Origin of the sequence: Psychrobacter vallis (assembly GCF_904846715.1) — a bacterium.
Classification (GTDB): Bacteria; Pseudomonadota; Gammaproteobacteria; order Pseudomonadales; family Moraxellaceae; genus Psychrobacter; species Psychrobacter vallis.
Genome location: NZ_CAJHBU010000021.1, coordinates 28,133 through 43,593 on the forward strand (window position 1 = coordinate 28,133; position 15,461 = coordinate 43,593).

15 protein-coding genes, 1 tRNA gene and 1 pseudogene are annotated in these 15,461 nt (G+C 40.0%); 11 read left to right on the top strand and 6 right to left on the bottom strand.

Annotation, left to right across the window (positions count from 1 at the left end):
• Window positions 1-40: 40 nt before the first annotated feature.
• Window positions 41-1,375, top strand: a complete 1,335-nt coding sequence (locus JMY02_RS11695; RefSeq protein ID WP_201598509.1) for a valine--pyruvate transaminase — start codon at window positions 41-43, stop codon at window positions 1,373-1,375.
• Window positions 1,376-1,451: 76 nt separating this feature from the next.
• Here the strand turns inward: JMY02_RS11695 and JMY02_RS11700 are convergent, their stop codons facing one another.
• The 5 genes from JMY02_RS11700 to hisB all read right to left on the bottom strand — a co-directional run bounded on the left by JMY02_RS11700 (window position 1,452) and on the right by hisB (window position 5,013).
• The gene (locus JMY02_RS11700) at window positions 1,452-2,378 is read right to left on the bottom strand and encodes a DJ-1/PfpI family protein (RefSeq protein ID WP_201598513.1); all 927 of its coding nucleotides are present in this window, start codon (window positions 2,376-2,378) and stop codon (window positions 1,452-1,454) included.
• A 371-nt stretch (window positions 2,379-2,749) separates the two neighbouring features.
• Window positions 2,750-3,139 (bottom strand): hypothetical protein, encoded by a 390-nt coding sequence (locus tag JMY02_RS11705; RefSeq protein ID WP_201598514.1) that lies wholly within the window; start codon window positions 3,137-3,139, stop codon window positions 2,750-2,752.
• A 171-nt stretch (window positions 3,140-3,310) separates the two neighbouring features.
• Window positions 3,311-3,943 carry an imidazole glycerol phosphate synthase subunit HisH gene (gene hisH, locus JMY02_RS11710; protein ID WP_201598515.1) on the bottom strand — a complete coding sequence of 211 codons (633 nt, stop codon included), beginning with the start codon at window positions 3,941-3,943 and terminating at the stop codon, window positions 3,311-3,313.
• Window positions 3,940-4,347 (bottom strand): PASTA domain-containing protein, encoded by a 408-nt coding sequence (locus tag JMY02_RS11715; protein WP_227678502.1) that lies wholly within the window; start codon window positions 4,345-4,347, stop codon window positions 3,940-3,942. Before JMY02_RS11715 ends, hisH begins: the two co-directional genes overlap by 4 nt.
• Entirely contained in the window at window positions 4,348-5,013 is a 666-nt protein-coding gene (hisB, locus tag JMY02_RS11720; protein WP_227678503.1) for an imidazoleglycerol-phosphate dehydratase HisB, read from the bottom strand. It abuts the gene before it with no gap.
• A 483-nt stretch (window positions 5,014-5,496) separates the two neighbouring features.
• Between hisB and JMY02_RS11725 the strand changes: the two genes are divergently transcribed.
• From JMY02_RS11725 to JMY02_RS11740, 4 genes are all read left to right on the top strand, one after another.
• Window positions 5,497-5,919, top strand: coding sequence for a hypothetical protein (locus tag JMY02_RS11725; protein ID WP_201598517.1), 423 nt, complete (start codon window positions 5,497-5,499; stop codon window positions 5,917-5,919).
• Between the two features lie 123 nt (window positions 5,920-6,042).
• Window positions 6,043-6,118: transfer RNA gene (locus tag JMY02_RS11730), tRNA-Phe, on the top strand.
• 182 nt (window positions 6,119-6,300) lie between these two features.
• Complete coding sequence (locus tag JMY02_RS11735; protein ID WP_201598518.1) at window positions 6,301-6,801, top strand: DUF4385 domain-containing protein; 501 nt, start codon at window positions 6,301-6,303, stop codon at window positions 6,799-6,801.
• A gap of 300 nt (window positions 6,802-7,101) precedes the next feature.
• Entirely contained in the window at window positions 7,102-7,794 is a 693-nt protein-coding gene (locus JMY02_RS11740) for a phosphoglycolate phosphatase (protein WP_201598519.1), read from the top strand.
• A gap of 108 nt (window positions 7,795-7,902) precedes the next feature.
• Here the strand turns inward: JMY02_RS11740 and JMY02_RS11745 are convergent.
• Window positions 7,903-8,313 (bottom strand): annotated as a pseudogene (locus JMY02_RS11745) (magnesium chelatase subunit ChlI family protein); the annotation flags it as partial.
• A 75-nt stretch (window positions 8,314-8,388) separates the two neighbouring features.
• On the opposite strand from JMY02_RS11745, the gene JMY02_RS11750 reads away from it, so the two are divergent.
• The 6 genes from JMY02_RS11750 to JMY02_RS11775 all read left to right on the top strand — a co-directional run bounded on the left by JMY02_RS11750 (window position 8,389) and on the right by JMY02_RS11775 (window position 15,461).
• The gene (locus JMY02_RS11750; RefSeq protein WP_201598521.1) at window positions 8,389-9,054 is read left to right on the top strand and encodes a TnsA endonuclease N-terminal domain-containing protein; all 666 of its coding nucleotides are present in this window, start codon (window positions 8,389-8,391) and stop codon (window positions 9,052-9,054) included.
• Between the two features lie 4 nt (window positions 9,055-9,058).
• Window positions 9,059-10,951: a Mu transposase C-terminal domain-containing protein gene (locus tag JMY02_RS11755; protein ID WP_201598526.1), complete on the top strand. Its 1,893-nt coding sequence runs from the start codon at window positions 9,059-9,061 to the stop codon at window positions 10,949-10,951.
• A gap of 3 nt (window positions 10,952-10,954) precedes the next feature.
• On the top strand, window positions 10,955-11,857 hold the full coding sequence (locus tag JMY02_RS11760) for a TniB family NTP-binding protein (RefSeq protein ID WP_201598527.1): 903 nt from the start codon (window positions 10,955-10,957) through the stop codon (window positions 11,855-11,857).
• Window positions 11,854-12,879: a TniQ family protein gene (locus JMY02_RS11765; RefSeq protein WP_201598528.1), complete on the top strand. Its 1,026-nt coding sequence runs from the start codon at window positions 11,854-11,856 to the stop codon at window positions 12,877-12,879. The genes JMY02_RS11760 and JMY02_RS11765 overlap by 4 nt, the downstream gene beginning before the upstream one ends.
• A 277-nt stretch (window positions 12,880-13,156) precedes the next feature.
• Entirely contained in the window at window positions 13,157-14,152 is a 996-nt protein-coding gene (locus tag JMY02_RS11770; protein WP_201598529.1) for a CBASS cGAMP-activated phospholipase, read from the top strand.
• A complete protein-coding gene (locus tag JMY02_RS11775) occupies window positions 14,145-15,461 on the top strand; it encodes a CBASS cGAMP synthase (protein ID WP_201598531.1) in 1,317 nt (438 codons plus the stop codon). The genes JMY02_RS11770 and JMY02_RS11775 overlap by 8 nt, the downstream gene beginning before the upstream one ends.

A 15,461-nucleotide genomic window follows, 5' to 3' on the forward strand; every position in this document is an offset into this window, starting at 1 on the left:
TACCAACTTATAACACCCTCCAAAACAGCATGGTAGCCTTATGAAATTCTCAAAGTTCGGTCAAAAATTTACCCAGCCCACTGGCATCTCACAATTGATGGACGATCTGGGCGACGCGCTAAAAAGCGATCAGCCCGTCAACATGCTGGGCGGTGGTAACCCTGCCAAAATTGATGCCGTTAATGAGTTATTTTTAGAGACGTATAAGGCGCTGGGCACGGATAACCACGCAGGCGTGCCCAATAGTAGCGCGATTATTAGCATGGCGAATTACTCCAATCCGCAAGGGGATGCAGGCTTTATCGACGCATTGGTTGGCTTCTTTAACCGTCATTATGATTGGAACCTGACGGCAGAAAACATCGCCCTGACCAATGGCTCACAAAATGCCTTTTTCTATCTGTTTAATCTATTTGGCGGTGCGTTCACAGATGAAAAGAGCCAAGATAAAGAAAACCAGTCTGTCGACAAGTCCATTCTACTGCCATTGACCCCTGAGTATATTGGCTATAGTGATGTGCATGTAGAAGGTCAGCATTTCGCCGCCGTATTACCGCATATCGATGAAGTAACTCATGAGGGCGAAGAAGGCTTCTTTAAATATCGTGTGGACTTTGAGGCGTTAGAAAACTTGCCAGCGCTAAAGGAAGGTCGTATCGGTGCAATTTGCTGCTCACGCCCGACCAATCCAACGGGCAACGTCCTGACCGATGAGGAAATGGCGCGCTTGGCGGATATTGCCAAACGTTATGATGTACCACTGATTATCGATAACGCCTACGGCATGCCCTTCCCGAATATCATCTACTCTGACGCGCAGCTAAGCTGGGATAACAATACGATTCTTTGCTTTAGCTTGTCTAAAATTGGCCTGCCCGGTATGCGTACGGGTATTATCGTTGCCGATGCGAAAGTGATTGAAGCAGTCAGCGCGATGAATGCGGTGGTGAATCTAGCCCCAACGCGCTTTGGTGCAGCGATTGCCACGCCGCTGGTAGCAGACAACCGTATCAAGCAATTATCCGATGACGTTATTAAGCCGTTTTATCAAAAGCAAGCGACCCTCGCGGTGAAGCTTTTAAAAGAAGCGTTGAGTGATTATCCATTGATGATTCATAAGCCTGAAGGCGCGATCTTCTTATGGCTGTGGTTTAAAGATTTGCCGATTAGCACGCTTGAACTGTACGAGCGCCTCAAAGAAAAAGGCACGTTGATTGTACCAAGCGAGTACTTTTTCCCCGGCGTCGATGTGACAGATTACCAGCACGCGCACGAGTGCATTCGTATGAGTATCGCCGCTGACGAGCAAACGCTGACTGATGGTATTAAAGTGATTGGTGAAGTGGTACGTGAGTTGTATGATGAAGCCAAGTAAAAACCTTTAGTTATAAAAATAAAAAACGGACTTATTAATAGTCCGTTTTTTTATGCTGTAAGCCTATACAAGCCTTTTATTTAAGCGCTTTTAGCAACTCATTGGCACTAAGCTTACCAAACTCATTGGCCGCCAAAGGTCCATCCCCTGAGATGAGTTTTCTGTCTTGATGCGTCTGCCCTGACGCCAGTTTATTATCAATCGTGACACCTAACGCTTCTAATTTTTCACCAAAGTACCAAGGCATCTTACCGGGTAAATAGCCGATTTTTGGCATCTGCTTGTCCATCACCGTTGGGAACGCGACCATCTTATAGCCTTTAAAGATAAAGTCGCGCTCAGACTTACCTTCTTTATTTTTCGTATCAGGATTTGCCGTATCAAGACCGTCTAAGTTGGCAGACAATAAAGCCGCAGGTCCATGACAAATCGCTAGGACAAATAAGTCGTTGTCATGGCCCCAACGGAGTAATTCACCGAGACGCTCATCTTCAGGTAGGCCAAGCATCGCACCATGACCACCTGGGATAAATAATGCCGCATAGTCATCGCTATTGGCCATGTCATTTTTGACAAAGTCAGCGATACTTTTAGGATTCTCAAGCTTTGGCTGATACTCCGCGTATATTTGTTTAACGTCGTCATCGTCTTCTGGCATCGCCCATTGCTCGACTTTGACAGACTCCCCTATTGGTGTAAAGACATCTACCTCAAAGCCCGCTTTTTTAAAATGTAATAAAGGCACCATCATCTCAACAGGGTGATTACCGGTATCAAACTTTTTACCATTTTCCATGGTCATGTATTGCTGATCGGTACAGACCATCAAGATTTTTTTATTGCCTGTATACGGCGCATCGTACTCGGTATTGTCATAGTTGGTTTTGTTTGGCGCTGCCAATTTCAGCGACGACTTAGAAGGAATATAAATCCCCGCCTCGGTTTCTTGTGCGTGTAAACCTAACGTGTCTTTTGCATTGTCTAGCATTTCTTGAATATTCATAGCGCTTCCTAGTTATTATTAATTATGTTGCATGGATAACTGGTCAAGTGACATCTAAAGAGATGTATTTTTAAAGCATACATCAATGTCGCTACCCTTTGATCTTAAGATAACAAACTGAGAAAGCGTTAAATAGACAAGACTTTTTATATTTCGTAAGCTTTGTAAAGAGAGCGTGGCTAATCTGTCAAATGACAATAGGTGCAATAGTGACTTAGGTATAAGTTGTTTTTGTAGGCGTTCGAATAGGAGTATCGCGGCTGATGAGCAGACGCTAACGGATGGCATCCGAGTGATTGGTGAAGTGGTACGTGAGTTGTATGATAGCGCCAAGTAAAAATCTTTGGCGATAAAACTAAAAAACGGCCTCATTAATAGTCCGCTTTTTTCTGTCGCTTAGTCATTGACTGAGGCTTATTGGTTGGATGAAATATAGTCGTCCACTTATTTAAGGCAAAAAGCACATAAGACAGCAAGCAGGTATTAATCAAATCACGGATGCTCGCGACCACCTGTGTACGGTTTAGACCAGCCATACCTAGCGTGTCGATTGTATCTCGATTATCAAGATACTCACCCAACAGCGCAATACCAGTCACGACGATCAAAGCCATGAATGATCGGATACCTTGACTTTTAGTGAGAGGGCGCAGCACGAGCAGACAAAGTAGATAAACCCCGACACCGACATAGATATGTAGAGCATCTTTTGCCAATCCTGTTGTCTCAATGATATCGATTTTGAAGGTGGTAAAATCCACTAGAGTATTCCAAGTATAAGCGAGTAGAAAATGATTGAGCCTATCACTAAGCAATAATAACTAAAAATTGATAGTTAAGAATGATAATAGTGGAGAATAAAAAAGGTAGATTATACAAGCGATAATCTACCCTATTCTGAAGCAAGTGTGCAATTTACGTTTAATGCCTATCTACACATCCCACTCGACGAAGTTTTTTAACAACTGCAAGCCAGCAGTATGGCTTTTTTCGGGATGGAACTGGGTAGCAAATAAATTGTCTTGGATTACACTGGCACAGAACGGTTGACCATAATCACAAATGGCAGCGACTTGCGCGCTATCGGCAGGCTCACAATAATAGCTGTGCACAAAATAAAAATGCGCGTTTTCTTCAATACCATTCCACAATGGGTGAGCAAAATCCATACCGCTGATGGTATTCCAGCCCATGTGCGGTACTTTGATGGTAGCGCCTTGCTCATCCGTCCACGCGGGATCAAACGCTGCTACCGTGCCCTTCAAAATACCAAGGCAATCTGTACCGCCATTTTCCGCTGAACGCTCAAATAACGCTTGCATACCGACACAGATGGCCATGACAGGCTTGTTGAATATTGCTTGCCGTATCACCTCATCAATCCCTGCTTCATGCATACCAGCGATACAGTCGCGCATGGCACCGACACCCGGAAATACAATCTTGTCTGCAGCCGCCACCACTTCTGGGTCATTGGTGATAGCCACTTCCGCTCCTACCACCGAGAGTGCTTTACTGGCAGAGTGCAAGTTGCCCATGCCATAATCTAATAGTGCTACTTTCATAATTCCTCACACGCTAACCAATAACGATCGACTGATGCATAAATATTGTCTTTTGGAGATTCTTCACCGACTGTCACAACTTTGAGGCTATTGCTATAAATATCAGAAAAGTCGAATAGACATGGTGAAAGTCCTGTTCCTGCACAGCTTTCAAGTTCGATATAACCTTTGGTCCAAAATAATGCGCCATTACCATAGCTAATATCTGGATTTTCAATATCATTATAATGAATACTCTTGACTGGCTGCCATCCTGCCTCTAGGAGTAAATCCCTAGCATCATGATACGTCAGTCCCGTAATCACAGGCACCTCGGTATGATTGGTAACTGGACAATGAGCAAAACTGCTATTTGTTATAAAAATAGCAGTCAGTGTAACCACAGTCATTACAGACCGATTCACCTAAAACGCCTCTTTCGTCGATGGCAGGGTATTAAGTGCGCGCTCATCATACTCACAAGCCATACGCAGCGCACGCGCAAAGGCCTTAAAGGTTGACTCGATTTGGTGATGGCTGTTTTTGCCTTTGAGATTGTCCAAATGTACCGTCATCCATGAGTGATTAACAAAGCCATAAAAGAACTCGCTAAACAAATCGACATCAAAGCGGCCCACATGCGAGCGCGTAAATGGGATGTCCATGTGCAAACCTGGACGCCCTGACAGATCCACAACGGCGCGGGTCAATGCTTCATCGAGTGGTGCATAGAAATGCCCGTAACGACGGATGCCTTTTTTATCACCGAGCGCTTTATTAAATGCTTGCCCAAGCGTAATGCCAGTATCTTCGACGCTATGGTGATCATCAATGAACGTATCACCATTGCACTTGATATCTAAGTCAAACAAACCGTGACGCTTGATTTGGTCAATCATATGATCCAAAAATGGTACGCCTGTGTCTACCACGCCTTTACCCGTACCATCAAGATTGACGGTACAAGTGATTTGCGTTTCGGCAGTGATGCGCTCAACGGTCGCGATACGTTCAGGGCGACCATGTAGATTTAGGTTTTTTGGTGCATTTTGCTCAGGTGTGTCAGCAGTCGTCGTTGCATTGGCTGTCATGGCTACTCTCTATCAGTTTTTTATCAGTGAAAAGCGGTCAATAAATAAGGCAAAAACATGCCCAAAATATTTTACTAGTGTCTCAATTATCAGCTAGCAAAAAATTTATTAGAAAATGATATATACAAAAGATATCAATATATTAGGGTTTATACGTACTAAGTATGATCTAGCCTCATCATAGCAAACCCTAACATTTACTACCACGCCCAAGCCGTAAACCACGCACAAAATTACCTCATTCTGCTAAAATAGTGAATTCAGTTTAATCAATCATGACCGACACTATAACGTCACGCTATAGTCGATTCTAAATAAAACAGATATATTATATTCCAACGCTGAACTGGAATAAATTTTTCTGGCGTGCTATGCCGTTGCTGCCAGAGGCTGCGAAAAATTTATTCCAGTGCCACTGTATCGTTTTTATACTGAATTCACTATATATTACCTTATAGAAACCGTCTGTTTATAGGAACTCCTATGCCTTTAGAAGCAATTGCCATCAATAGCTTGGACACGCCCCTGATTAAAAAGCCTGCTCGTGAGAATGAGCTATCAGAGCGCCTACGGGCCTTGTATGACAGCGATGAGGCGCAGCCTGATGGCGCGACCGTGTTAAATCTCGTTGAGCAAGGATTTAAACGGGGTCAATGCCTCTATGTCGGTATGTTCAACGACAAGCCGATTGCCGCGGTGGCCTGCTTTGATGATGGGCAGACCGATGCCAAACGCTTGCAGTATCTGACAGTACACGCCCAAAATCGTGGTCGTGCTATCGATGCTAAGTTTATCAAACTGGTCTATGATGCTGAGGTTAAAAAAGGCGTGCGTGAGTTTGTCCCTGTTGATGCCGATATTCATCGCATCATGAGCGAGTATGAGTTACTGCGCGTTAAAGATTAACTGCGGCATTCGAACCTTTGATTTCATCAATATCCAATTATTTATACGCTTTTGTCTTATATAATGAAAAAATAACTTGACAGCAGTGCGTATATTTAGTTTAATAGCGTCCTCAACGAAGACGGCTCGATAGCTCAGTCGGTAGAGCAACGGATTGAAAATCCGTGTGTCGGCAGTTCGAACCTGCCTCGAGCCACCATTTGTTGAAAAAATTCTAAAAACCCTCAAATAGCGATATTTGAGGGTTTTTTTATGCTTGAATACTTTATATACCGGAGTACATAGCATCTGTAACCTTCACAGCTCAACAACATTTTTAGACTATTTTTTCAACTGCTTAGCTCAGTATACTGAGTAACAATACTCGTAACAGGTGATGTGATGAGAGAGTTTGATTACGATTTGGACTATAAAAACTTAGACTTACGTGAGCAGCCTGAATTATATCGTGTCGGTCGCGGCGAGCAAGGCGTGTTATTGGTAGAGCCGTATAAGTCAGAAATCCTGCCGCACTGGCGCTTTGCGACGCCTGATGTTGCCAAAGAGAGCAGCGAGACGATTTATCAGATGTTTTTGGATTATCTAGCAGACGATGATTTTGTTGGTGCCGATATGGCGCGTAAGTTTATCCAAATGGGTTATACCCGTGCTCGCCGCTATGCCAACCATAAAGGCGGTAAGAAGTACAAAGGCGCTGTACCCGATGACAAAAAAGGCCAAAGCGGGGCGCATGGGCGTGATGAGCTGCCACGGCAAATTGAGGACCCAATAAAAGCAGAATCAGCACGTATTTTTAAAGAAAAATGGGATAAGTGCCGCGACAATGAAACGTATTTAAAAATGAAAAAAGCACATCGCGAGCGTTACAAAGGCGTTGAATAAGCGTAAAACGCCTTTGTAGTCATGACTCTCATGTTAAATACTAACGGTTTTTATAATAACTAGCGGCAAAACAGTAAGGCTTAATGATTTGCTATGTTAAGGTAATATAGTCAATCCAGAATAAAAGTGGTACACATATTAATGGTGTCCTACTGGTATAAATTTTCCTCGCTAGCTGTTCGCAAGCGTGACAGATGCTTCATAAAATTCATACTAGCAGGACTGTAACCTGTTTAAAGTGGATCGATTATAAGCACTCACACACATATTTCAAAACATTTATCACGTGGATAACCAATAATGACAATAGACAATAAGAAACTTTTGATTTTTGATTTTGATGGCACTTTGATCGACAGCGTACCAGATCTGGCTGATGCGACCAATGCTATGTTGACCACGCTTGGCAAAGAGACTTATCCTATTGACATCATACGCAACTGGATAGGTAATGGTTCACGACTGCTCGTGGAGCGCGCCTTGGTTGGCAAAATAGAAGTCACAGAAGGCGCGTTAACGATCGAGGAAGCCGATCATGCCGAACAATTATTTTTCGCTGCTTATACTAAGATTGGTGGTAGCAAAACCGTCGCCTATCCCGATGTCGATAGTGGTCTAAAAAAACTGCATGCAGCTGGCTACACGCTCGCCTTAGTAACCAACAAACCTATTCGTTTTGTCCCAAAAATCTTGCAAACGTTTGGCTGGCAGGACTTATTTAGTGAAGTGATGGGCGGTGACAGTTTACCTACCAAAAAACCAGATCCAGCGCCTTTATTGCATGTCTGCAAAGCTCTAAACGTCAGCGCCGCAGAGGCAATCATGATTGGCGATTCTAGAAACGACATATTGGCGGGTCAAAACGCCAATATGGACACGCTTGGACTGTCTTATGGCTATAACTATGGGCAAGATATCCGCGATTTGAACCCGACTGAGGCGTTTGATAATTTTGCCGATTTGGTTGCTTGGATCATGCAAACTAACACTTAATCCATCAAACAGTATTTATAAGACAAACAGTATTTATAAGAACAGTATTCGTAAGAGTAATGTCCATACAAGGTGAAGCCATAAATTCTAACTCCCAAACGATGGTTATTATTTACTACGATAACTGAGAGCTTCCGACACATGGGCGCTAGTGATATCGATACTATCCGCAAGGTCTGCAATCGTCCGCGCGACTCGCAATACCCGATGATAGCCGCGTGCTGATAAGTTCAAGCGCTGCTGGGCGAGCTGTAATAATTGCTGCTCGCCCTCTCCTAGCTGAATGTATTGATCAATCTCGCTAGGACTAAGCTCGTTATTTACTTTTTGTTGTCGCTTTAATTGATGTCTGTGAGCAGCAGCAACCCGAATCCGCACTTGTTCAGAGGTTTCTCCAACCTGAGCATTTTGCAGATCGGCAATCGGTAACGCAGGGACGGTAATGTGCAAATCAATGCGATCTAACAGCGGCCCTGATAACTTGTCTTGATAGCGCTTAATCTGTTCGGGACGACAGCGACTGACAACTACAAAATTAACTGATAATATCGAGGAGCCACCGACTAAAACACTACAAAAATAGATGATAATCTGATGACGATGACTAAACCTACAATACTAAATGATAATTTTCCAGCTAGAATTATCCCTAGAAACCATAGAACCGTGACAGGTTTTATTCATGGTAATAGTAGTACATATTCAGGTTTCGAATCAAGTCTAGAACGTGATGCTCTGATATTGACTGAGTTTAATTTATCAATAGTAAACCATTTAGCTCAACCCAGAACATTTGAGTATTTTTATGATAACAAGAACAGGAAATATACGCCTGATATTTTCATAGAATATAGTAATGGGAAAAAACTATACGTTGAAGTTAAATATAGGGACGACATAAGAAAAGACTGGGCTATTCTAAAGCCTAAGTTCAAAGCAGCTATTAAAGAGCTATCCACCGAGGAAAATACACGATTTAAAATCTGGACAGAAAAAGAGATCAGAAGTCCTTTACTTAAAAACGCTACATTTCTCCTTCCTTATAGACACAGAAGTTTTGAAAACTATCAGCTTGAAATGATTAAAAAAGTAGTTTCAAGGTTTAATGAAACAACTCCTGAAGATGTGATTAGGATATGTTCTAGTAGTTTAGAAGCTCGTGCTGAATTCCTAAATACTTTATGGTACGCCTTATCTAATCAGATAATAAAGGCTGATTTGACTCGTCCCCTAACAATGAACTCTTCTATATGGATTTAATAAGATGTATGAAGTTAAATTAAATGTAGGTGAAGAAGTTTTTAGCGGTAACTCTCGCTATAGAATAACAGCTGTTCTTGATATAGAACATGTATGCGTTCGTAGCAGTTTTACTGGTAAATCAAAAAAAGTCCACATATCTGAGCTGTCTTCAAGTCCTGTCGATGAAGATGACACAAAGATAATACCAGCTACTGAGTTGATGCATATTCCAGATGAGGAATGGGTCGAAATTCACAATAAGGCTGGGCTTTTTAATAACATCCTTCAATCCGATTCTGATGAAAGGCGTGATGAAATAAAAAAAGCTGCTGAGGAACTAGGAGTATCAGAGCCAACACTGTATAGACAATTGCAGAAATACAAAGCGAGTAAGGGGGATCCAACTAGCTTATTAAGAAAAAAGCGTGTGGATAATGGACGCTTTGAGCCTGAGATAGAGACAATAATACAGTCATGTATAACTCAATATCTATCAACAGACAAACTAAAAGTTTCAGATGTTTTTAGAAATCTTGAAACTCAAGTCTACCAATATAACAAACTGCATGGAACTACATTTACAGCACCGCATATCAATACTATAAGGTACAGAATATCTCAGCTTACTGCTGCTGAGATTGGATCAACAAGGCTGGGTAAAAATGGTCAAGAGTCCTATCGTCCTATTATTGGTAAGTTTCCAGAAGTAATAAAACCTTTGGAGATTGTACAGATTGATCACACTCCCTTAGATCTTATGGTTGTTGATGACGTTAATAGACTGGCTATAGGTAGGCCAACAATCACGTTAGCGATTGATGTTTTCAGTCGAATGGTTACGGGTTTTTACATCTCGCTAGAAAAGCCAAACACCTTACTAACAGGATGTTGTATCACACACTCGATCTTAGATAAAAAGAAATGGTTGGCAGATCACAAAATAGATGCTCAATGGCCAGTATATGGCCTAATAGATACTATCCATACTGATAATGGTAAAGAGTTTCATGGTAAAGCCTTAAAAAGAGCATGTGAGAAATATCATATCAATCTAACTAAAAGACCCGTTGGGACGCCAAGGTATGGTGGACATATTGAACGACTGTTTAAAACTTTCAACGATACAGGTATCCATGCATTACCTGGAACGACTAAATCAAATATTGTAGATAAAGGCGAATACGATTCGGAGAAAAAAGCGGTATTAACTTTGTTTGAACTCGAAACTTGGTTTACGGAGCTTGTGGTCAATATCTATCACCATACGGTTCACTCTGAACTTGGAATGACTCCGTTTGAGAAGTATAAAGAAGGGATTTTAGGGAACGATACTACTTTAGGTAGAGGGCTTCCACCTAAGATAGAGCACGAACTACAGCTCAAAATTGATTTCTTACCCTATGAAGAGAGAAGCGTACAAAAATATGGGATCCAGCTTTTTGGTATTCTTTACTACCATGATCTTTTAAGAAAATGGATACGCCAACCTGATAAAACACGTAAAAACTCAAAACAATTTATTATCAAATACGATCCAAGAGATTTAAGCTCAGTATTTTTTTATGATCCTGATATGAAGTCATACATTACTGTTCCGTATAGAAACTTGAGTCGACCCGCGATATCTCTATGGGAGCTAAGAGAGATCAAGAGAAGACTAGCGGACGCTGCTCCAAAAAGTCAGGTTACAGAAGACGATATTTTTGAAGCTAGAATTAAAATGGCAAATATTGTTGAAAACGCATCGAAAGAAACAAAAAAAATAAGACGCTTGAAACAAAAAGAGTCAGTTAGAGTAAAAGAATCTATTCCACAGATGGCTGTGAAAGCTGAGCAACTAGAAGAGGTTCATTTAGAAGAATTTGAGGACTTAGAAGACTTTGATATTCAGCCATTCGAAGATATAGAGGAGTAGTATATGGAACATTTATCTGATAAAGCTCGAAGCTTAATAAATGCTTCAAACGATGAAAAAATATTCTATATAAATACAGATAGGTGGATTGGCTACCCACGATCTCAAGAAGTTCTTAACAGCTTAGAAGATTTAATGTGCTATCCAAAGACAGATAGAATGCCAAACTTATTAATTGTTGGTGATTCTAACAATGGTAAGACAAAAATATTGAAACAGTTCTTAAAACGTTATCCATTTGATATTGATGAAGATACTGCGCTCAATATTCAACCAGTTGTCATGGTATCAGCGCCTTCAAAACCAGATGAAAATAGTTTCTATATTCGTATGCTCCAAGAGCTTCACACCCCTTATGTAAAAAATGAAAGCGCGAGTGTCAAAAGAGAGCGGATTATTCGAGTACTGAAAAAACGTCAAACTAGAATGCTAATTATTGATGAAATTCAACACATTATCGCAGGATCACTTAATGCTCAAAGAAACCTGCTTAATGCGATAAAGGATTTAAGCAACACTCTTCAAATTCCAATTGTTGGCGCTGGTATTGAAGATGCTTTTAACGCTATTCAAGTAGACTCACAGTTAGCTAACCGCTTTCAGTTAGAGGTTCTACCAAGATGGAAAATAAACACTCTAGATGATACTAAGAATTTTGCTCGATTAATCGCATCTATTGAACAAAGCTTAATATTACCAGAGGCCTCATATTTATATAAAAAGCCGTATCTTGAGAAAATTCACTATCTAAGTGAAGGGCTGATTGGTGAAGTTTTTCAAATATTAAGGAAGTTGGCTATTTTTTCAATTAAAAACGATCAAACTTGTATCAACGAAGACACATTTGATTCCGTAACCTTGTCGACACCTTCAAACAGACGTAAATTGTTAAGTCAGATAAGATGAGCTGTAAATATCAAGGTCTAGAGCTATCATATAAATTACAGCTACTCCCAATATATCAGGACGAACTACTTAGATCTTGGATAATACGTAATGCGCTATTCCTTAATATGAAACCATCGCAGCTATCTACTATTATTTTTCAAAATACTGATATTTGGAAGTCAGATATTGATACTCAGCTCTCTACTAAAAGTATTGAATCACTATTAGGTACTGTAGAAATCAAAAAAGAAGATTTGAACAACACTTTAATCTCTTTAAACTGTGACTATTTTTACCCTCATTTGAATGATTCTAAGCAAATAAAATGGGTTCTGAGCATTGGTGTTCATCAAAGAGGTCAAAAAAGTAGTATTCAATATTGCCCATTATGCCTATCTACAGATCAGGCTCCCTACTTTAGAACATACTGGCGGTTCGGGTTTTTAACAAGCTGTCACATTCACAATGTCTGTTTTCTAGATAACTGTTATAGCTGTGGTGCCTCAATAGATTTAGTTCGTTATGATAAGAAAGGTGATGAGCATTTTAAGCAACTTGACTGTCTAAAATGCAGTCAATGCTCTTTTGACTTAAGAGATGCCCCAAAGATAAGACCTCATCATCATGAACTTAAAGCAAATCATGAGCATTTTGAACTGTTAGTCAACGGCTATGGTAGTGTTGGTAACTTACATTTTAATTATTCGCATATCTACTACGATGGTTTTAAGCGAATTATGTCATTTCTACTCTGTAGTAAAAACGGAGTTGAGATGTTCAATCACATTGTTAGTATAAATAACTTAGACCAGAATTTCGTCACCGACAGAAGCATAGTACGTCGGCATTCAGAGCCTGAACACCTATCACTTGATATGCGAAGAGTCAGTATTATTTTCTCATATCATGTAATGAAAGATTGGCCTATAAGCTTTATTAAAATCTGCAAAGAATTTGGAATTACTAAACGATTTATATACTCTCCACATCTTGACTATCCTTTTTGGCTGAAAAAGGTTCTAGACTTAGAGTTGGCTTAGAATAGAAGCTTTAGTTACCAAAGTATGAAAGTATCTCAATTCTTGAGTAATGGCGATATAGTTTATATACTTGCTAATATATCCATCAAGCCTATCTACTGAACATTTTCAAAGAAACACCCTCTACAAGTCAGGGTATATCGTTTTTTGCATCGCTATCCAAATCTATTACCCCACTACATCCCTTCATACAAACAATTGTATAACCTTAACCTTTTAAAAATCACTATGCGCCCCAATGTCATCTGCTGTAAATAAATAATAAAAGAGACTCAAAATGGGTAAAGACTTTAGAATATTGACGCTTTCGGGAGGAGGCTATAGGGGATTATACGCTGCTAAAGTTTTGGCTGACTTAGAGGAGCAAACTAATCAGCCTATCGGGCGCTATTTTGATCTTATCGCAGGTACATCGATTGGAGGGATAGTAGCCTTAGCAGTAGCTTACGAGATTCCGATGAAAGATGTCGTTGAAATGTTTAAAACACATGGGCAGGATATATTTAAAAAACAGAAATTTAGTTTTTTTTCTATATTTAAATCTACTTACTCTGGTAATGGTTTAAAGGCTCAAATAAGCAAATTCTTTTTTGACAAAAAAATTGGCGATTTGAAGCATAATGTCATTATACCTGCTATTAACTATTCAGCAGGTGTACCTGTAGTATTCAAAACTCCTCACCATGAAAGCTTTGTTCGTGATTTACATCTCAAAATCGTTGATGTTGCTATGGCAACCTCGGCTGCGCCTATATACTTTCCAAAATATGAGTTCAATCATTCTAACTATGTAGATGGTGGGCTTTTCGCCAATAATCCAAGCTTGTTAGCAATACATGAAGCACAGCACTTTTTTGGTATTCCAAAAGATAATATATCTTTATTACATGTCGGTACTCTTTCTTCCCAAACCTCTGACGTAGTCAAGAAAAACCAAAAAGGTGGAATGACGGATTGGGCAAAAGGCATGTTACTGAACAAAGCGCCTAAAAATATCATAGAGCTTACTCTTGCAAGTCAACAACAAATGATGACACATATGACTAGACATATGTTAAACGAGAAATACTTTAATATAGACGCAAATGTATCTAAAGATGCGAACAGTTACATAGGTCTAGATAGACATGATGAATATGCAACTAATGTATTACTTTCTCATGCTCAACAGTCATCGAAAGAAGCTTTAGGCAATCCATTTATATCAGCTCTACTTGAAAAACAGACTAACGCACCTACTTGGATAAATATTGAGGAACAAATTAATGAATAATGAAATACCTACTAATAATTTTCATCGAGTGTTACGTAATGAACCAGAAGGTTTTTTTACTCAGTTATTACCTACAAGAGATCAGCTAGATATTTTTAAAAACTGCAAAGATCTTGTGCAGGAAGCGCTTGAGATTAAGCTTAAAGAAGAATACGGTACTAAGCCAAAATTTAGATTGCAAGGTTCATGGGCTTATGGCACCTGCAATGTACCAAATCGCGAAGGTCAAGAGATAGATTTTGATTATGGATGTTATCTACCTGAAAAGTGTTTTTCTGGCGATCAAGAGAGTGATGCAGAAGTATTAATAGGCCATGTTAAGCAAAGCTTATCTCAACTTTGTTATGTTGAAAACTGGCAGCTAGACGATACGAACCCAAGTTGTTTACGGATAAGAGGATTTATGGCAGACGCTCATTTTGATATACCCTTATACGCCGTTCCTGACGATATGTTCAATGACCTAAAAGATGTACCTATATCGAGTCGTAAGAACTCAGATGTTGTCGAAAGCAATGAAAGTTTTGATGGTTTATCAAATCGGGGTTATGGAGGATCTTTAAACTTTAGTGAAGATACTCAACCACAGGATCTATCAACTTTTTTTGGAGAGTCTAGCTTCAATCGCAGTTCAGACACTATTAACTTGAGTGAGTCTTTGGAAAGCAACCAATTCGACGGTATACAAAAGAATGAGTCAACCCAACCCTCTATAAAGGATATTTCGCTAATTAGAAATGATGGCAAATGGAAAGTATCTAACTGTGAACGTGTTCGTGAATGGTTTCTAAAGGAATGTAGTAAGCTTCCTGGTGAAGGTCAACAGTTGAGATCTATAGTTCGTTATATCAAGGCGTGGAGAGATTATGATTTTAACCCCAAACATCGTAAAGCACCCACTTCATTAGCGCTTATGATATTAACAGTAGATACGTATGAATATACTCAGCAACGAGATGATAAAGCGCTAACACAAGTAGCCTCAATGCTTCCTAATAGGTTTTTGCAAGACGTTACTTGCAAAGATATAAAAGATCATGAAACTGAGATATTTAATGATTATGGAGACAATACTTATAAGTATAGAGCTGATGACAGTCGTTTAGCTAAACAGTTTTATGAATCACTTGAATATTGTTCGACCAAAGCAACCGTAGCTAAGCAATGCCTCACTCTTTTAACGACCAGTCTTGGCGATAAGATAACGGATAATGAGGATTTAGTTTCTATTAGTGTCAAAGAAACCAATCCTAAACCTGTACAAGTAGCAGCAGCGGCGGCTATTCTCCCATCACAGATCGGTGGTTGA